The 15,405-nt window shown below is 64.4% G+C and carries 17 protein-coding genes; 10 read left to right on the top strand and 7 right to left on the bottom strand.

Going from position 1 to position 15,405, the window contains the following annotated elements; all coding sequences use genetic code 11:
* Nucleotides 1–36 precede the first annotated feature (36 nt).
* Nucleotides 37–759, bottom strand: coding sequence for a glutathione S-transferase family protein (locus ACRWQA_RS17285; RefSeq protein WP_434232061.1), 723 nt, complete (start codon nucleotides 757–759; stop codon nucleotides 37–39).
* A gap of 113 nt (nucleotides 760–872) precedes the next feature.
* On the opposite strand from ACRWQA_RS17285, the gene ACRWQA_RS17290 reads away from it, so the two are divergent.
* The 4 genes from ACRWQA_RS17290 (at nucleotide 873) to sigJ (ending at nucleotide 4,032) form a co-directional block, all read left to right on the top strand.
* Nucleotides 873–1,826, top strand: a complete 954-nt coding sequence (locus tag ACRWQA_RS17290) for a helix-turn-helix transcriptional regulator (protein ID WP_434232064.1) — start codon at nucleotides 873–875, stop codon at nucleotides 1,824–1,826.
* Nucleotides 1,827–1,901: 75 nt separating this feature from the next.
* The gene (locus ACRWQA_RS17295; RefSeq protein WP_263582686.1) at nucleotides 1,902–2,339 is read left to right on the top strand and encodes a VOC family protein; all 438 of its coding nucleotides are present in this window, start codon (nucleotides 1,902–1,904) and stop codon (nucleotides 2,337–2,339) included.
* Between the two features lie 488 nt (nucleotides 2,340–2,827).
* Nucleotides 2,828–3,160 carry a putative quinol monooxygenase gene (locus ACRWQA_RS17300; protein ID WP_434232066.1) on the top strand — a complete coding sequence of 111 codons (333 nt, stop codon included), beginning with the start codon at nucleotides 2,828–2,830 and terminating at the stop codon, nucleotides 3,158–3,160.
* On the top strand, nucleotides 3,160–4,032 hold the full coding sequence (gene sigJ, locus ACRWQA_RS17305) for an RNA polymerase sigma factor SigJ (protein ID WP_434232069.1): 873 nt from the start codon (nucleotides 3,160–3,162) through the stop codon (nucleotides 4,030–4,032). The genes ACRWQA_RS17300 and sigJ overlap by 1 nt, the downstream gene beginning before the upstream one ends.
* On the opposite strand, the gene gcvA is transcribed toward sigJ, so the two are convergent.
* Nucleotides 4,027–4,947, bottom strand: coding sequence for a transcriptional regulator GcvA (gene gcvA, locus ACRWQA_RS17310; RefSeq protein WP_434232072.1), 921 nt, complete (start codon nucleotides 4,945–4,947; stop codon nucleotides 4,027–4,029). The genes sigJ and gcvA overlap by 6 nt on opposite strands.
* Before the next feature lie 130 nt (nucleotides 4,948–5,077).
* Between gcvA and ACRWQA_RS17315 the strand changes: the two genes are divergently transcribed.
* Complete coding sequence (locus tag ACRWQA_RS17315) at nucleotides 5,078–5,797, top strand: FMN-dependent NADH-azoreductase (protein ID WP_434232075.1); 720 nt, start codon at nucleotides 5,078–5,080, stop codon at nucleotides 5,795–5,797.
* Between the two features lie 59 nt (nucleotides 5,798–5,856).
* Here ACRWQA_RS17315 and arsH read toward each other — a convergent pair whose 3' ends face one another.
* From arsH to ACRWQA_RS17330, 3 genes are read right to left on the bottom strand one after another with little or no spacing between them, the layout of a single operon-like run.
* Nucleotides 5,857–6,603, bottom strand: coding sequence for an arsenical resistance protein ArsH (gene arsH, locus ACRWQA_RS17320; RefSeq protein WP_434232077.1), 747 nt, complete (start codon nucleotides 6,601–6,603; stop codon nucleotides 5,857–5,859).
* The gene (locus ACRWQA_RS17325) at nucleotides 6,600–7,760 is read right to left on the bottom strand and encodes an MFS transporter (protein WP_434232079.1); all 1,161 of its coding nucleotides are present in this window, start codon (nucleotides 7,758–7,760) and stop codon (nucleotides 6,600–6,602) included. Before ACRWQA_RS17325 ends, arsH begins: the two co-directional genes overlap by 4 nt.
* A 52-nt stretch (nucleotides 7,761–7,812) precedes the next feature.
* A complete protein-coding gene (locus ACRWQA_RS17330; protein WP_446326204.1) occupies nucleotides 7,813–8,235 on the bottom strand; it encodes a PadR family transcriptional regulator in 423 nt (140 codons plus the stop codon).
* Nucleotides 8,236–8,356: 121 nt separating this feature from the next.
* Between ACRWQA_RS17330 and ACRWQA_RS17335 the strand changes: the two genes are divergently transcribed.
* Nucleotides 8,357–9,088 carry a DUF899 domain-containing protein gene (locus ACRWQA_RS17335; protein WP_434231966.1) on the top strand — a complete coding sequence of 244 codons (732 nt, stop codon included), beginning with the start codon at nucleotides 8,357–8,359 and terminating at the stop codon, nucleotides 9,086–9,088.
* Between the two features lie 76 nt (nucleotides 9,089–9,164).
* On the top strand, nucleotides 9,165–9,896 hold the full coding sequence (locus tag ACRWQA_RS17340) for a DUF899 domain-containing protein (protein WP_434231969.1): 732 nt from the start codon (nucleotides 9,165–9,167) through the stop codon (nucleotides 9,894–9,896).
* Between the two features lie 20 nt (nucleotides 9,897–9,916).
* Here the strand turns inward: ACRWQA_RS17340 and ACRWQA_RS17345 are convergent, their stop codons facing one another.
* Complete coding sequence (locus tag ACRWQA_RS17345) at nucleotides 9,917–10,792, bottom strand: helix-turn-helix transcriptional regulator (RefSeq protein WP_434231972.1); 876 nt, start codon at nucleotides 10,790–10,792, stop codon at nucleotides 9,917–9,919.
* A 165-nt stretch (nucleotides 10,793–10,957) separates the two neighbouring features.
* Here ACRWQA_RS17345 and ACRWQA_RS17350 point away from each other — a divergent pair, with 165 nt between their 5' ends.
* Both ACRWQA_RS17350 and ACRWQA_RS17355 read left to right on the top strand, forming a co-directional pair.
* A complete protein-coding gene (locus ACRWQA_RS17350; RefSeq protein ID WP_434231975.1) occupies nucleotides 10,958–12,256 on the top strand; it encodes an NAD(P)/FAD-dependent oxidoreductase in 1,299 nt (432 codons plus the stop codon).
* 81 nt (nucleotides 12,257–12,337) lie between these two features.
* Nucleotides 12,338–12,796 carry a carboxymuconolactone decarboxylase family protein gene (locus ACRWQA_RS17355; RefSeq protein ID WP_434231977.1) on the top strand — a complete coding sequence of 153 codons (459 nt, stop codon included), beginning with the start codon at nucleotides 12,338–12,340 and terminating at the stop codon, nucleotides 12,794–12,796.
* Between the two features lie 7 nt (nucleotides 12,797–12,803).
* Here the strand turns inward: ACRWQA_RS17355 and ACRWQA_RS17360 are convergent, their stop codons facing one another.
* Entirely contained in the window at nucleotides 12,804–13,643 is an 840-nt protein-coding gene (locus ACRWQA_RS17360; protein ID WP_434231980.1) for a PhzF family phenazine biosynthesis protein, read from the bottom strand.
* A 158-nt stretch (nucleotides 13,644–13,801) separates the two neighbouring features.
* Between ACRWQA_RS17360 and ACRWQA_RS17365 the strand changes: the two genes are divergently transcribed.
* Entirely contained in the window at nucleotides 13,802–15,403 is a 1,602-nt protein-coding gene (locus ACRWQA_RS17365) for an SLC13 family permease (RefSeq protein ID WP_446326285.1), read from the top strand.
* Nucleotides 15,404–15,405 lie beyond the last annotated feature (2 nt).

Raw genomic sequence — 15,405 nt, forward strand, 5'->3', positions numbered from 1 at the left:
TCGACTGCCTTGGCTCTAGCCAGCCAGTGGCAATACTCAGACAGAGAGTGCTTCGGCGGCCAGGCGCGGTTCGAGCTCTTTCAGGGTGACATGCCCCTTGAAGTGCCCCTGCCCCTTCGGCTGCTCGCCGCGCTCAATGGCCTCGGCGAACTGCACGGCCGGGTCACTCCTGAGTCTTGCCAGGTGCCGGGCCAGGTTCGGGTATTCCTGTTTCAGGTCGAATAGCCGATGGTATTCGGCCCAGCGGGCGATACCGACAAAGTAGGCATCCGCCATGCTGCGCGCATCGCCCAGCAGCCACTCGCGCTCGGCCAGCAAGCCGTTGAGGTAGGCGCAGCCCTCGGCGACCTCCTCACGTCCCAACCGGCGCAGCAGCGTCTGCTCCACGCCGCTCATCCCCTGGGTGTCGTACAGCGTCCAAAGTGGACCGAAGGCGGCGAAGAAATCAGTATTGAGATAGGCCAGCATCTGGTTGAGGCGATCGAACTCCCGGCTGCCCTGCACGAAGCCCAGCGGCGCTTCGAGGTCGCGAGCCGCCAGATGCTGCAGAATCGCCTGGCTCTCGCTGAGAGCTTCGCCGTCTTCGAGCAGCAGCGCCGGAGTCTTGAACAGAGGATTGACCTTGGCATAAAGCGCATCCCAGGGTTGCTCCAGCATCTCGATGCGGCACAGGCGATAGGGCTGGCCCAGCCACTCGAGCGCTACGATAGAGCCGAACGAGCAGCCTTGCGGTACGCCATAGAAGAGAACGGGTTCCATTGTCTTGCTCCTTGCTGAGTGAACAAAGCCAGCGCCCTCTGCGCCTGGCCATGTCAGCAAGGTAATGGCTAAATAGGACAGATTACGCCCTATTTACGACGAGGAAATTCAGCGTGGCCAGTCCCACCATTCGCGTGCTGACACTCCTCGAGCTGCTGCAGGCCCACCGGCACATGAGCGGCCGGGAGCTGGCCGAGCGATTGGACGTCGACCGCCGTACGCTGCGGCGCTACATCCAGGCCTTGGAAGATCTCGGCATCCCCGTCACCACCGAGCGGGGGCGGCATGGTGGCTACCGCCTGATGCCGGGCTTCAAGCTGCCTCCGTTGATGTTCAACAGCGAAGAGGCGCTGGCCGTCTCACTGGGGCTGCTCGCCGCCCAGGGGCTGGGCATCGCTGAAACGGCTCCGGCGCTGGACACCGCGCGCGCCAAGCTGGAGCGGGTCATGCCCGCCAGGTTGAAGCAACAGGCGCAGGCGCTAAGCGAGAGCGCGCGGCTGGAATTGCCCTCGGCCAGGGCGCCGGGCGACGAGCGCCTGCTGCTATTGTTCGCCACCGCCACCCAGGCACGCCAGCGGGTCCGGCTCGACTACCGGGACGACCGCAACCAAGCCACCCGGCGCGTGCTCAACCCCTACGGCCTGGTCTTCCGCGGCGGGCGCTGGTACGTCAGCGGCTGGTGCCATCTGCGTCGCGACCTGCGCAGCTTCCGCTTGGACCGTATCGCCGAGGCCACACCGCTCGAGGCCAGCTTCGACAGACCGGACGACTTCGATCCGGCCGAGCATCTGGCCCGCAGCATCGCCAGCCTGCCCCGCGCCACCGCCGTCAGCGTGCGCTTGCACACCGACCTTACCCATGCCGTTGAAGAGCTGGGGCGCAATATCGGCGTGTTCACCCCCGACGAAAGCGGGGTGATGCTGCATGCCCGTACCGACAGCCTGAGCTGGTTCGCTCGCCAGCTCGCCCATCAGCCCTACGACTTCGAAATCCTCGCCCCATCCGAGCTTTGCGACGCTCTTGCCCAGCAGGCCGCGCGCCTCCAGCGGTTGGCAGAAAGAAAATGAGCGATCGAGTCGAAATCGACTACGGTGAATCGATGAAGGGAAGTAGCACCTACAACAACCCCTGGAGACCCACCCATGCAGCTTTCCACCTACCTGATGTTCAACGATAACTGCCGCGAAGCCTTCGAGTTCTACCAGCGCTGCTTCGACGCCAAGCTCGAGGCCATGGCAACTTACGGCGAAATGCCCGCCAGCGAAGGGATGGAAATTCCTCCGGAAGCCCGCAACCTGGTCATGCACGCCCGGCTGCGTATCGGTGACCAGTTGCTGATGGCATCGGACAACTCCCCCTGCAGCCCTGCACCCTACGAAGGCATCAAGGGTGCGAGCATTGCGATCGGCGTCGACTCGATAGAAGAGGCCGAACGCCTCTTCAATGCGCTGGCCGACAACGGCACCGTGCAGATGCCGCTCGAGGAGACCTTCTGGGCGCATCGCTTCGGCATGTTGGTGGACCGTTTCGGCGTTGCCTGGATGATCAACTACGAGAAGGAAGAGCAGGCCGCCGCCTAAGGCTTTGCCCTTAAGTCGGAGCACCAACTCCCCCTAGCCGCTCAGTGAACCGGTCGAAAGCGCAGACTTTACTACCGAGCGGCTCCCTTCCCGGTGCATATATTCGGCTGTCCATCTCTCCTTCACCAGCAAACGCCTTTGGCAGCAATAAACGGAGTGTGGCCTCTCACCGGGAGCGAGAAAGTGGCAGAAAGACAGCGCTTTCAGAAGGAGGAAGCATGATTCTGTACAGACTCGCGTCATGGCTGAAGCGAGGCCGCCGAGGCATTGCCAGCTATCGGGACCATGCCGAATTGAGAGAGTGCGACGCGCGAATACTGCGCGATATCGGGCTATATCGTGAGCGTGGCCGCCTCAGGCCTCTCCATCCGCAGCCGCAGGAAACGATGGATTAGTCTGCCCTGTCACAAGTCCCACTCCTGAATCGTCATCACAGTGACGGCCGCAGGCCTTCATCGATTTTCCCCCCAACGATCCAGGAGCCACACATGAGCCAGAGCACACTTTTCATCACCCACAAGGCACTGCCCGGCAAGCGCGACGAAGTACGGCATGCCTGGGAAACTTACCTGGCTCCCAGTATCGAGTCGCGTCAGGTCCACGACGCCTACTTCTACTGCTACGATGACAGCGACCCCGATACGATCCGCGTCTTCCAGCGCTATGCCGACGGCGCGGATCCGCAGGCATTCATGCAGGGGCCGGCCTACGACGCCTATATCGCCGCGGTGTCGCCCTTGCTTGCCCACCCGCCCGTGATCCATGCCGCCACGGTGGCCTGGGCCAAGAGCATGGCGGCTCCGGTAACCGAGACAGCCTGATGTCTTCTGCCGACTTGCTTCGCTTCGAAGAGGCTCGCCCCATGCTGTTGGGGCTGGCCTATCGCATCCTCGGTTCGCGCGCCGACGCCGAGGATGCGGTACAGGACACCTTTCTCAAGTGGCAGGCAGCGGATCATGAGGCTATCGATACGCCTCACGCCTGGCTGACCACAGCCTGCACGCGACGCTGCCTCGATCTGCTGGGCAACGCCCACCGGGCTCGGGTCGAGTACGTCGGCGCCTGGCTGCCCGAGCCCATCCCGACCACCGTCGTCTCCGATGCGGAACGCAGCATGCAGCTGGCAGACTCGCTCTCCACCGCCTTCCTGCTGCTGCTGGAACGCCTGTCGCCCAAGGAGCGAGCGGCCTATCTGCTGCACGAGATCTTCGACACGTCCTACGCAGAGATCGCCGCCATGCTCGAGCTCAAGGAGCCGGCCTGCCGCAAGCTGGTGTCCCGGGCACGAAGCAACCTCCAAACCGCCGAGGAACGGCACACCCCACCGCGGGAACGCCAGCAGGCTCTGCTGGAAGCGTTCAGGCTCGCCATCACCGAAGGCGCCACGGCACGGCTCGCGAACCTGCTCTCGGCCGAGGTTCGCCTGAGTGCCGACGGCGGCGGCAAGGTGCCCACCCTGCTCGAGCCGCTGCACGGCAAGTCGACTGTACTCGACTTCCTGGCCAGCCGGTTGAGCCAGTACTGGGCCAACTATGAATGGCGTGAAGCCGATATCAACGGGGGCTGCGGCTTCGTGATGCGCAGAGAGGGAGATGTCGTCGCGACGGTGACCTTCGGCTACGACCGCTCAGGGCAGGCGAGCGACATCTTCATCGTGCGCAACCCCGACAAGCTGGCGCGGCTGTCGTCATGACTGGCGCTCGACGATAGCGCGGCAGGCGTTCTCTCTGGACGGTGAGTCCAACAACCCCATGATCCACTCGCGCACGGCGGCGATGGCCGGCTCCTCGAGCCTCTCAGGCGGGTAGACGAGCTGGAAGGGAGCGGCCTTAACCTCGGGACCGAATGGCTGTACCAGGCGCCCTTGGCGCAGCTCCTCCTCGATCAGGTACCGGCTCATCAGGGCTATGCCCTGGCCGTCCAGTGCGGCGGTGATGCCATGAGTCTCGTCGGAGAACATCAGCCCGGCGCTGACGTCGAGCCCCGGGACCTGGACCTGGCGCTGCCAAGCCGCCCAGTCCAACGGCGCGGGCGAAGAGAAGTGGAGCAGCGTGTGATGCACCAGTTCGGCCGGTTCACGCAGTTTCAGCATGGGGCTGCAGACGGGCACGAAGACATTGTCGAACAGCTTCTCCGCGGCCAGCCCGGGCCAGGGGCCCTCGCCATAGCGAATCGCCATGTCGGCAACGACCCCGTCCAGAGCAACCGCTTGGTGGGAAACCTGAATGCTCAGGTCGATCTGCGGGTGGGCATCGCGCAGCAGGCAGACCCAGGGTAGCAGCCAGCGTGCGGCAACGGCCGGTGTGGTGGAAAGCGTTACCGCCTGTCGCGCCGGCGGACGGCGCAGCTTGGCCACCGTCTCGGCGATGGCATCGAAGGAGCCGCTCAGCACGGTGAGCAGCGACTGGCCCTGGGCCGTCAGCACCAGCTGCCGCGGCCGCCGCACGAACAGGGCCACCCCCAGGCTCTCCTCGAGCTGGCGTATCTGATGGCTGATCGCCGTCGGCGTGACCGAAAGCTCCTCGGCGGCGCGCTTGGCGCTGAGGTGACGCGCCGCCGCCTCGAAGGCGCGCAGGGCAGAGAGAGAAGGCAATCGACGCGGCGTCATGGCTGAGTTTTATTTTCCAATAGCGAAAAAGAATTGTCGTTTGTCGTCCATCAATGCTTGGCACAAGCTACCAAACACAGCTGAAACAGATTCACTCAAAAGATCCTACACCCAACAAAGGAGAAATCCCATGACACGTCTACTTCACCTCGATGCCAGCCCGCGCCCCGGCCGCGCCGGCACCCACAACCACGGCTCGCATACCCGCCGACTGACCCACCACTTCGTTTCCCGCTGGCGCACTCTGGAGCCGGATGCCGAGATCGTCTATCGCGATATCGGCTCGTCCTCGCCACAGCTGACCAGCGTCGAATGGATCGAAGCCGCCTTCACTCCCATCGAGCAGCAAACCGAACCGATGAGAGAACTGCTCACCGAGAGCGATGCGCTGGTCGACGAGGTCAAACGAGCCGACATCCTGGTGCTCGGCGTGCCCATGTACAACTTCGGGCCACCGGCCGCATTCAAGGCCTGGATCGACAATATCATCCGCATAAATCGCACCGTCGACTTCGATCCACAGTACGGCGCCCACCCGCACCTGCCTCTGGAGGGCTATGAACCGTTGCTGGCCGACCGGTCGCGCCACGCGGTGCTGCTCTCCTCCCGCGGCGGTTTCGACTTCGACCCAGGGCGCCCCCTGGCCGCGCTCAACCACCTGGAACCAAGCGTGCGCACCGCGCTGCAGTTCATCGGCATCGCTGGCTTTCACAGCATCGCCATCGAGCACCAGGAGGAAGGCGGCGAGGCGTTGGCGGCCTCGACCCAAAGCGCCCTGGAGCGCATCGATCGGCTGGTCGAGCAATTGCATCATGAGTTTGCCACGCCTCGCCTGACGCAGCCGGCGTGACGACTGCTCTCAGACGACCGAACACTGGGGCGCCTGGCGCCCCATTATGCATGTCACCGCTATGAGGCCTGGCTCACCGCTGCCTTGTCCGTTACCGGGTCGGCCTTGGCGCCGGCCGCTTCGCGGCGCTCCGAGTAGCGGTCCACCAGCGTCTCACTATGGGGACGCAGCAGCAGGGTGAAGCGCACCAGCTCTTCCATCACGTCGACGATGCGGTCGTAGAGCGGCGAGGGCCGCATACGGCCGGCTTCGTCGAACTCCTGGTAGGCCTTGGGCACGCTGGATTGGTTGGGGATGGTGAACATGCGCATCCAGCGCCCCAGCAGGCGCAGGGTGTTCACCGCGTTGAACGACTGCGAGCCACCGCTGACCTGCATTACCGCCAGGGTACGCCCCTGGGTGGGGCGTACCGCCCCCATGCTCAGCGGCAAGTGGTCGATCTGTGTCTTCATCACGCCGGTGATCTGACCATGGCGCTCGGGGCTGCACCACACCTGCCCCTCCGACCAGATGGCCAGCTCGCGAAGTTCGCGCACGGCGGGATGGTCGTCGCCGGCCACCTGGTCCGGCAGCGGCAGGTCGGAAGGATCGAAGATTCGCGTCTCGGCACCGAAGTGACGCAGCAATCGTGCCGCCTCCTCCACTGCCAGGCGCGAGAAGGAGCGCTCGCGCAGCGAACCGTAGAGCAGCAGAATGCGAGGCGGATGCCCCAGCGGGTCGGGCAGGCCCTGGCCGGGCCTTTGTCGGGCGAAACGCTCGTCGAGGGCCGGCAAATAGTCGGGGTCGGACAACGTGCGAAGCCTCATGTCGCCTCCTTCATGGCGTGGGTTTGCAAAACGAGCAGCGCCACCAGGGCGGCAAGCCCCAGGGCAGAGGAGAACAGCAGCGCCTGGGTGCCGAAGCGCTCGATCAGCAGGGCGAAGGCCAGCGGCGCCAGCGCCTGGCCGAAACGTGCCGGCACCATCAGCACGCCCTGGCGCAGGCCATAACCTTGGGGGCCGAAGATGGCCAGCGGCAGCGTACCCTTGGCAATGGTGAGAATGCCGTTGCCGGCGCCGTGCAGCAGCACGAACACGAACGCCAACGGTGCCCCAAGCGTCATCACGCCGAGCGCCCCGAGCGGATGCGCCACCACCGCCAGCTTTGCCGAGAGCAGCGGATGAAAACGCTGCAGCAGCGAGAACTCGAGCAGGCGCGCCGCCACCTGCGCCGGCCCCACCATCGCCGCGGCGGCAATGGCACCAGCAGGCGACAGGCCTGCGATCTGCAGCAACCATGGCAGGTGCGCCGCCATGCCGGTACTGACGAACCAGGTCACGGCGAAGACGAAGGCCAGCAGCGCCATGGGCAGCCAGGTCGTCTCCCCTTCGGCCGCTGACGCCTCGGCACGGGGAGCGGGCGGCTGGATGCCGAAAGGAATCAGCAGGCGGTTGAGCGGCAGGCCCAGCATCAGGTGCACCGCCGCCCAGGTAAAGCAGGCGTTCTGCCAGCCGAATTCAGCATTGAGCCAGCCGGTGATCGGCCAGCATACGGTGCTGGCGAAGCCCGCCAGCAGGGTAATGCCGGTAATGGGACCGCGCGCCTCGCGGCCATAGAGCCCCGCCAGGGTGGAGAAGGCCGATTCATAAAGCCCCATGCCCATGCCGACGCCGATCACCAGCCACCCCGCCCACAGGATCATGGGCCCGGCGGCCAGCCCCAACAGCACCAGGCCCAGGGCAAACACCAGGCTGGAAACCGTCAGCACGTCGCGCCCGCCGAAGCCGTCGATGCGCCGCCCTACCGCAGGCCCCAGCACCGCCGAAACCACCAGCGCCGAGGAGAACGCCGCGAATACCGTGCCGGTGGAAAGGCCGAGATCCCGTGCCATGGGCACGGCAAGGATTGCCGGCAGGTAGTAGGTCGAGCCCCAGGCCAGGGTCTGGGAAACACCTAGGGCGATCACCACTCGGGAGCGGCTCATGCACCACCTACCTCGATCATCGAGGTATCAACACCTGAAAAAAGACTCGCCTTCACGTCTCGCCTCCCTCCCGGTCGCTATTCGCCCCGCCCGCCATGCGGCGGCTCTCAAGGATGCAGTCCGTGGCTTCCAGCCAGGCATCCACCGCCACCTGGAAGGCATCCCGTCCTTTGTCGGTCAACGCATAGACCTTGCGCGTTCGCCCCTGTACCACCTCGGCGGTCGCGCTGAGATACCCGCCCGCCTCGAACTCGTTGAGCATCGGGTAGACCGTACCCTCCGAGGGGCTGCAACAGCCCTTGGTGCTCTTCTCCACCGCCTGCACCACCTCGTAGCCGTGCATCGGCTTGCGGTGCAGCACGCTGAGCACGAAGAACTTCGACAGCGACATCTTGATGGTGCCGCGCCAGTACGAAGGATCGCTGTAATCCGGGATTCGGCGGCCGATGGCCGGTTCGCTCTTTGCCTGGGTCATGGATGGAACTTATACCTCGATGATCGAGGCGTCAATATTCATGTCGCCGAACGCCCACCTGTCGAATCTGACCCCGCCAGGACGATGAACTCGTGCAACGTCAGCAAAAGGAGAACTCCTCATGTCAGCGCACGATGAAATATCCCACCCCGTCGTATCCCGTGAAGAATGGGTCGCCGCCCGCAAGGAGCTATTGAGAAGGGAAAAGGAGCTCACCCGCCTGCGCGACGACCTGAACGCCAAGCGCCGCGCCTTGCCCTGGGTGAAGGTCGAGAAAGAATATGTCTTCGAGACGCCAGAAGGCCGCAAGACGCTCGCCGAGTTGTTCGATGGGCGCAGCCAGTTGATCGTCCACCATTTCATGTTCGGCCCCGGCTGGGGAGCGGGCTGCATCGGTTGCTCCTTCGCGGCCGACCACATCGAAGGCACACGGGTGCACCTCGAGCATCATGACGTCAGCCTGGTTCGGGTCTCCCGCGCCCCGCTCGACGAGATCGAGGCCTACCGGCAGCGCATGGGCTGGCAGGTGAAGTGGGTCTCCTCGCACGGCAGCGACTTCAACTACGACTACCAGGTCTCGTTCACCCCCGAGGATATCGCCCAGGGCGCGGTCACCTACAACTACGCCACGGCCAACGTCTCGATCGAGGATTTGTCCGGTCTCAGCGTGTTCTACCGGAACGACAAGGGTGATGTGTTCCACACCTACTCGACCTACGGGCGCGGTGACGAACTCGTCGACAGCACCTATATGTTGCTCGACATGACGCCCAAGGGCCGTAACGAAACGGGCCCCAATCACAACCTGACGGACTGGGTGAAACGCCACGACGAGTACGAATCGGCGAGATAGACGAGCCGCACCTATGTCGATTCCGTGACCGGCCGAACGATTAGCTCCTGAAACAATGGCAACAGGAGATAGCCTCATGGCACACAATACGGCGGCACACCCGGAAATCGTCTCCCGAGAGGCGTGGCTCGACGCTCGCAAGCAATTGCTCGAAGAAGAGAAGGCCCTGACTCGTCAGATGGACCGCGTCAACGCCCGGCGGCGACGCCTGCCGATGGTGCGGATCGACAAGCCGTATGTCTTCGACGCGCCGAGCGGCAAGACAAGCCTGCTCGACCTGTTCGAAGGCCGGCAGCAATTGATCGTCTACCACTTCATGTTCGACCCGGAGTGGGAAAAGGGCTGCGGCGGCTGCACCGGGTTCGTGAATGCGCTGGGCGATCTCTCGATGCTCGACGAACGCAGCACCGGCTTCGTGCTGGTCTCTCGGGCGCCGTTGGCCAAGCTCGACGCCTACAAGGCCGCCCAGGGCTGGCACTTGCCCTGGGTGTCGTCCCATGGCAGCGACTTCAACTACGACTTTCACGTCACCCTGGACGAAGCCGTCGCCCCAGCCGAATACAACTACCGCAGCCAGGCGGAACTCATGGCGCGCAGCGACGAGCCGCATTTCATGCAGGGCGAATGCCACGGGCTGAGCGTGTTCTTTCGCCTGGGCGAGGAGATCTACCACACCTACTCGACCTACGCCCGCGGCTGCGAGAGCCTCACCGACGCCTACGCCCTGCTCGACAGGACGCCCTACGGTCGCCAGGAGGATTTCGAGGATTCGCCGCCGGGATGGCCGCAGCGGCCGACATACGGTTGAGTACCGCGCAGGAGCCGCCGCTAGCCATACCGCCGCTGCACATGGTCGAGATAATCGCCCGGGGTGACGCCGGTGACGGCCTTGAAGTCGTGGATGAAGTGCGACTGGTCGAAGTAACCGGCAGCGAAGGCGGTGTCGGTCAGCGAGGCGGCGGCGCCGCCCTGCTTGATCAGCTCGCGGCTGTGGGCGACGCGTAGCAGCCGCGCGTAACGCTTGGGCGAAAGCCCCACGTGGCGCTGGAACAACCGCTCCAGGCGGCGTTGGCCGAACGGCAGCTCGCCCACCAGCGCAGCGATGCTGCCCTGGCCATGATGCTGCTGCAGCCAGCCAAGCGATGCCATCAATCCCGACGGCACTCGTTCCGAGTGGTGAAGCCGGGCCAGCAGGTAATCTTCCAGCAGTGCCAGACGACCGGCCAGGTCGGGTGTATGCCGCAGCCGCTCATGCAGCGCTTCGAGTTCGAGCCGGCGCAGGGCATCCCCCGGCGTGAGTCCTTCACCGGCCAGGGTCGATAGCGTTTCACCAATGAATGGAAACGCCATGCCCGGCAGGAAGCGCACGCCAAGCAAGTCGAGCGTTTCCCCTACTGCCAATCGTGCCGTGCACCGCTTGGGTCCGTCGACCCAGCAGTCGCCACGCACCCGCTCGCCATTGCGCTCGAGCGCACCGCCGAAGTTGAACAGCAGCCCGGTGGCGCCATCCGGATGCAGCAATTCCATGCCCGCCGGCTCTCCGCCACCCCACCAACTTGCCTGCCAGTAGCACTGCACGTAGGGGCGCAGCGCCGCACCGGGCGCGTGGCGCTCGAGCGTCAGGCCGGCGGCTACCGCCTGCGCAGGCCGCAAATTTCCAATGCCGGTGCTACCAGCCAGGTCAGGCTGGGCAACTCCACTCATTTTCGAAGCCTCTTCCGCTATGGATAGAGCACCCGAGACGACCATTCACAGCATGCCTGAGCGCAAATGTAGATAAGCAAAAAGTCCAACTCTTCTCATCGTCCAGTTGTAGAGTAGGGGGACCATTTCTCAATTGCCTAATCTTTGATCTTAGCGGAGCCATATATGAACAGAACGCGTATCGTAGTCGTCGGCGGCGGTGCCGGCGGGCTAGAGCTGGTCACACGCCTCGGGCGGCGTCTGGGGCGACGCGGCAAGGCCGACATCACCCTGATAGATCGTAATACGACCCACATCTGGAAGCCCCTGCTGCACGAGGTCGCCACCGGAGCACTCGATTCCAGCATCGATGAGATCTCCTACCAGAGCCATGCCCAGCTCAATGGTTACCGCTTCCAACGTGGCACGCTCGAGGGCCTGGATCGCGAGACACGTCAGTTGCGCCTGGCCCCGGTGCTCGACGACTACGGCCAGGAAGTGCTGCCGGCTCGTACGCTGGACTACGACCTGCTGGTACTGGCACTGGGCAGCGTGAGCAACGACTTCGGCACGCCCGGCGTCGCCGAGCACTGCCACTTCCTCGATAGCCCGGCCCAGGCGGAAGCGTTCCGACACGATATGCTCAACACCTTCCTGCGCTACAGCGACCCCGAGCGACGCCAGCACCCTCGGCTCACCGTGGGTATCGTCGGCGCCGGCGCCACTGGTGTGGAGCTTTCAGCGGAACTCTACGATGCCTCGCGCATGCTGCACAGCTACGGCTTCACCGAGATGGATAGCCGCAACCTTGAAGTTCACCTGATCGAGGCGGCGCCGGATGTGCTGCCGGCCTTGCCCGAACGCATACGCGGTGCGGTACGTACCGAGCTGGAACGCCTGGGCGTGCAGGTGCATACCGGCACCCGGGTGGTGTGCGTCGAGGAGGGTGCCATCGTGACCGCCGACGAGCAGCGCATCGAAACGGACCTGAACGTATGGGCCGCAGGCATCAAGGCACCCGACATGCTGCGCGAACTCGGGCTCACGCTGGACCGTAACCAGCGCATCAAGGTCGAGCCGACGCTGCAGAGCGTCGACGACCCCAACATCTTCGTCTTCGGTGACTGTGCCAGCTGCCCGCAGCCGGATGGCTCCGTGGTACCGCCACGGGCCCAGGCCGCCCACCAGCAGGCGCAGCGGCTCTACAAGAACCTGCTCGCCCGGCTCGATAACGGCACGCTCAAGCCGTTCCGCTATCGCGACCGCGGCTCGCTCATCTCCTTGGCCCACTTCGAGGCGATCGGCAGCCTGATGCGCGGCGCTTCGGCGCGCAGCCTGTTCATCGAAGGGCGGCTGGCCAAGTTCTTCTACGCCTCGCTCTACCGCATGCACCAGCGCGCCATTCACGGTACGGCCAAGACGGCGCTCATCCTGCTCTCGGACGGGCTCAACCGCTTCATTCGCCCGCGCATGAAGCTGCACTGATTCATCGGGTCGAAAATCTACAATTCCACCCATGTTTCACCGGCTAGGGTGGGGCTTCCAACTTCTTACGGAGCTCCACCCATGCGCATGAACTACTTCTCCGCCAGCCCTGCCGGCCTCAAGGCAATGCTCGAACTGCAGAGTCACGTTCACAAGGCAGCCCAAGAGGGCGAACTGGGCGACGGCCTGCTGGGTTTGATCTACACCCGCGTGTCGCAGATCAACGGTTGTGCCTACTGCATCGACATGCATACCAAGGACGCGCGCAAGGCCGGCGAAACCGAACAGCGCCTCTACGCCCTGAGTGCCTGGCGCGAAACGCCCTTCTACACCGATCGCGAGCGTGCCGCCCTGGCCTGGACCGAGGCCAATACCCTGATTGCGGGGAACGGCATCGACGATGCCTTGTATGAGGCCACTCGCGAACACTTCTCGGAGAAGGGGCTGACCGACCTCACCCTGGCAATTTGCACCATCAACGCCTGGAATCGCCTGTCGATCAGCTTCGCCGCCGACGCCGGCAGTTACCAGCCCGCGTAAGCGCAGCTCAGGCGTCCAGCGACACAGCCTGCCCGGTGACGACGATGCCGCCTGATAGCGGAATGTCCACCTGCAGGCGGCTGGGCCGGCCCATCGCCTCGCCCTGCCGGATGGTCAACTTGGCTGGCGCCTGGAGCAGGCCGGCATCGCGCAGATAGCCCCCCAGCGCCGCGGCGGCCGCGCCGGTGGCGGGGTCTTCCACCACGCCCCCCACCGGGAACGGGTCGCGGGCGTGAAAGCACTCTTCGCTCTCACGCCACACCAGTTGCAGCGTGGTCAGGTCCTCACGCAGCATCAGCGCCTTGAGTCGTTCGAAGTCGTATTCGAGCCGATCAAGGCGCGCCTTCTCCTGGCATGCCAGTACCAAATGCCAGGCCCCGGCATAGGCCAGTGCGGGCGCAATCTCGAGATCGAGTTCCCTTGCCTGCCAGCCGAGCAGCTCACGCACCTCCTCGACCAGCTCTGGTGCGGCAGGGCGAAACTCCGGCGTAACCGATACCAGCGATGCCTGCCACTCCCCTTCCACCTGGTTGACCGTGACCATCACCTCGCCCACCGCCGTATCGAGCATGTAACTGCCCGCCCCGCTCAGTTGCCCCATCAGCACGCCGCTGGCCACCGTGGCATGGCCGCAGAAGCTCACCTCCGCCTCAGGGCTGTAGTAGCGCACCGTGCGCCGCTCACCCGTGGCCGGTGCAATGAAGGCGGTTTCGGAGTAGCCAACTTCGGCAGCGATGCGCTGCATCTCGGCCGGCTCGGGCAACGCCTCGCCCAGCCACACCCCGGCGGGGTTGCCGCCGTTGGGGTCGTCGGTAAAGGCAGCAAGGCGATACAGGGAACCGCTCATGGGGAGTCTCCTTGGGTGCGATACGTTCTTCCCCATCTTGGGGCGAGCCGTCGGGAACGCAATGGTGGATCCTGGGTTTTGCTCATGCCGGTTTCGGCATAGTCTTTGAGCTACGCTCCACAAAGGGAATCAGTATTAGTGAAGAAGGGAGACCGGATATGACCGAGCAGCATCGACCGCACGCTGAGAACGAGGGCACACCCGGGGGACAAGGAGCTGGTGGACGATCGGCCAGGCTGATATGGGGATTACGCGCCTTCGGGTTGCTCTTGGCACTGCTGGTCTGGATCGCCATGGGCTATGCCGAGGGGCTGTCATCGGATGCACGCTGGGTCGCGACGATAGGCACCCTGATGGCGGTCTGGTGGATGACGGAGGCGATCCCCCTCTCGGCCACCGCCCTGCTGCCGATCGTACTGATTCCGATGCTGACGGAGCGGACCGTCAACCAGGCCACGGCGCCCTATGCCAGCCCCATTGTCTTTCTTTTCCTCGGCGGCTTCTTGATCGCCATCGCCATGGAAAAGTGGAACCTCCACCGCCGCATCGCCCTTTTGACGTTGATCCGGGTCGGGGTCGAGCCGAAGCGGATCGTGCTCGGCATGATGCTCGCGACCGGGTTTCTGTCGATGTGGGTTTCCAACACCGCGACGACACTGATGATGCTGCCGATCGGGCTCTCCGTGCTTCGCCTGGTGGCGGACCGCAGCGGCGAGTCCATGGAAACAACCACCTCCGGCCACGACCATCATCGGGCCGGTCACGTCGACTTCATTTTCGACGAGAATATCAAGCGCTTTGGCGTCTGCCTGCTTCTCGCGATCGCCTGGTCAGCAAGCATGGGCGGCCTCGGCACCCTGCTCGGCAGCCCGCCGAACGCCATCGTTGCCGGCTATGCCGCCGACGAACTGGGCCGTAACATCGGCTTTCTCGAATGGATGATGCTCGGCGTGCCGCTGGCCTTCACCTTTATCCTGGTAGGCTGGGTACTGATGACCCGGGTCCTCTATCGCTTCGACGTCGCCGAGATTCCCGGCGGCAAGGAAATGATCGAAGGCGAAATCCATAAGCTCGGTCCGCTCAGCCAGGGCGAGAAAATGGTGATGGCCGTCTTCGGCTCGGCAGCGTTCCTGTGGGTCGTACCCGGTGTTCTCGGCAATATCCCGGGGGTGGGCGAGAGGCTGGGGCCGCTCGGTGCGCTCGATGATACCGCCATCGCTATCGCTGCCGGCATCGCGTTGTTCATCCTGCCCGCGAGAGGCCGCAGCGAGATGGTGCTGAATTGGCATGATGCCGAGGACGGGCTTCCCTGGGGCGTTCTGCTGCTGTTCGGCGGCGGCCTGAGCCTCGCCGGCGCGGTCGCAGGAACCGGGCTGGATAGTTGGTTCGGCGAGCAGATCACCGGGCTGGAGGTACTCCCGATCCTGCTGCTGGTCGCCGCCATCGCCACGATCGTCCTCTTTCTGACCGAAGTGACCAGCAACACGGCGACGGCCGCGACTTTCATTCCCGTGCTCGGGGGCGTGGCGGTCGGTATCGGCGCCGACGCGATGACGCTACTCATTCCGGCTGCCTTCGCCGCCACCTGTGCCTTCATGCTACCTGTCGGCACGCCACCCAACGCCATCGTCTTCGGCACCGGCGCGGTCACCATCGCCCAGATGGCGCGTGGCGGGGTCGTTCTCAACATCATCGGGATCGTGCTGATCACCGCCTTCTGCTATATGCTCGGCGGCTTTGCGCTGGGGCTGCAATTCTGATC

It is taken from the genome of Billgrantia sp. C5P2 (genome assembly GCF_051062895.2).

Coding starts and splice junctions, on each gene's coding strand:
- ACRWQA_RS17285 (WP_434232061.1), bottom strand. CDS start 759: ATGGAACCCGTTCTCTTCTATGGCGTACCGCAAGGCTGCTCGTTCGGC.
- ACRWQA_RS17295 (WP_263582686.1), top strand. CDS start 1,902: ATGCAGCTTTCCACCTACCTGATGTTCAACGATAACTGCCGCGAAGCC.
- ACRWQA_RS17300 (WP_434232066.1), top strand. CDS start 2,828: ATGAGCCAGAGCACACTTTTCATCACCCACAAGGCACTGCCCGGCAAG.
- sigJ (WP_434232069.1), top strand. CDS start 3,160: ATGTCTTCTGCCGACTTGCTTCGCTTCGAAGAGGCTCGCCCCATGCTG.
- gcvA (WP_434232072.1), bottom strand. CDS start 4,947: ATGACGCCGCGTCGATTGCCTTCTCTCTCTGCCCTGCGCGCCTTCGAG.
- ACRWQA_RS17315 (WP_434232075.1), top strand. CDS start 5,078: ATGACACGTCTACTTCACCTCGATGCCAGCCCGCGCCCCGGCCGCGCC.
- arsH (WP_434232077.1), bottom strand. CDS start 6,603: ATGAGGCTTCGCACGTTGTCCGACCCCGACTATTTGCCGGCCCTCGAC.
- ACRWQA_RS17325 (WP_434232079.1), bottom strand. CDS start 7,760: ATGAGCCGCTCCCGAGTGGTGATCGCCCTAGGTGTTTCCCAGACCCTG.
- ACRWQA_RS17330 (WP_446326204.1), bottom strand. CDS start 8,235: ATGACCCAGGCAAAGAGCGAACCGGCCATCGGCCGCCGAATCCCGGAT.
- ACRWQA_RS17335 (WP_434231966.1), top strand. CDS start 8,357: ATGTCAGCGCACGATGAAATATCCCACCCCGTCGTATCCCGTGAAGAA.
- ACRWQA_RS17340 (WP_434231969.1), top strand. CDS start 9,165: ATGGCACACAATACGGCGGCACACCCGGAAATCGTCTCCCGAGAGGCG.
- ACRWQA_RS17345 (WP_434231972.1), bottom strand. CDS start 10,792: ATGAGTGGAGTTGCCCAGCCTGACCTGGCTGGTAGCACCGGCATTGGA.
- ACRWQA_RS17350 (WP_434231975.1), top strand. CDS start 10,958: ATGAACAGAACGCGTATCGTAGTCGTCGGCGGCGGTGCCGGCGGGCTA.
- ACRWQA_RS17355 (WP_434231977.1), top strand. CDS start 12,338: ATGCGCATGAACTACTTCTCCGCCAGCCCTGCCGGCCTCAAGGCAATG.
- ACRWQA_RS17360 (WP_434231980.1), bottom strand. CDS start 13,643: ATGAGCGGTTCCCTGTATCGCCTTGCTGCCTTTACCGACGACCCCAAC.
- ACRWQA_RS17365 (WP_446326285.1), top strand. CDS start 13,802: ATGACCGAGCAGCATCGACCGCACGCTGAGAACGAGGGCACACCCGGG.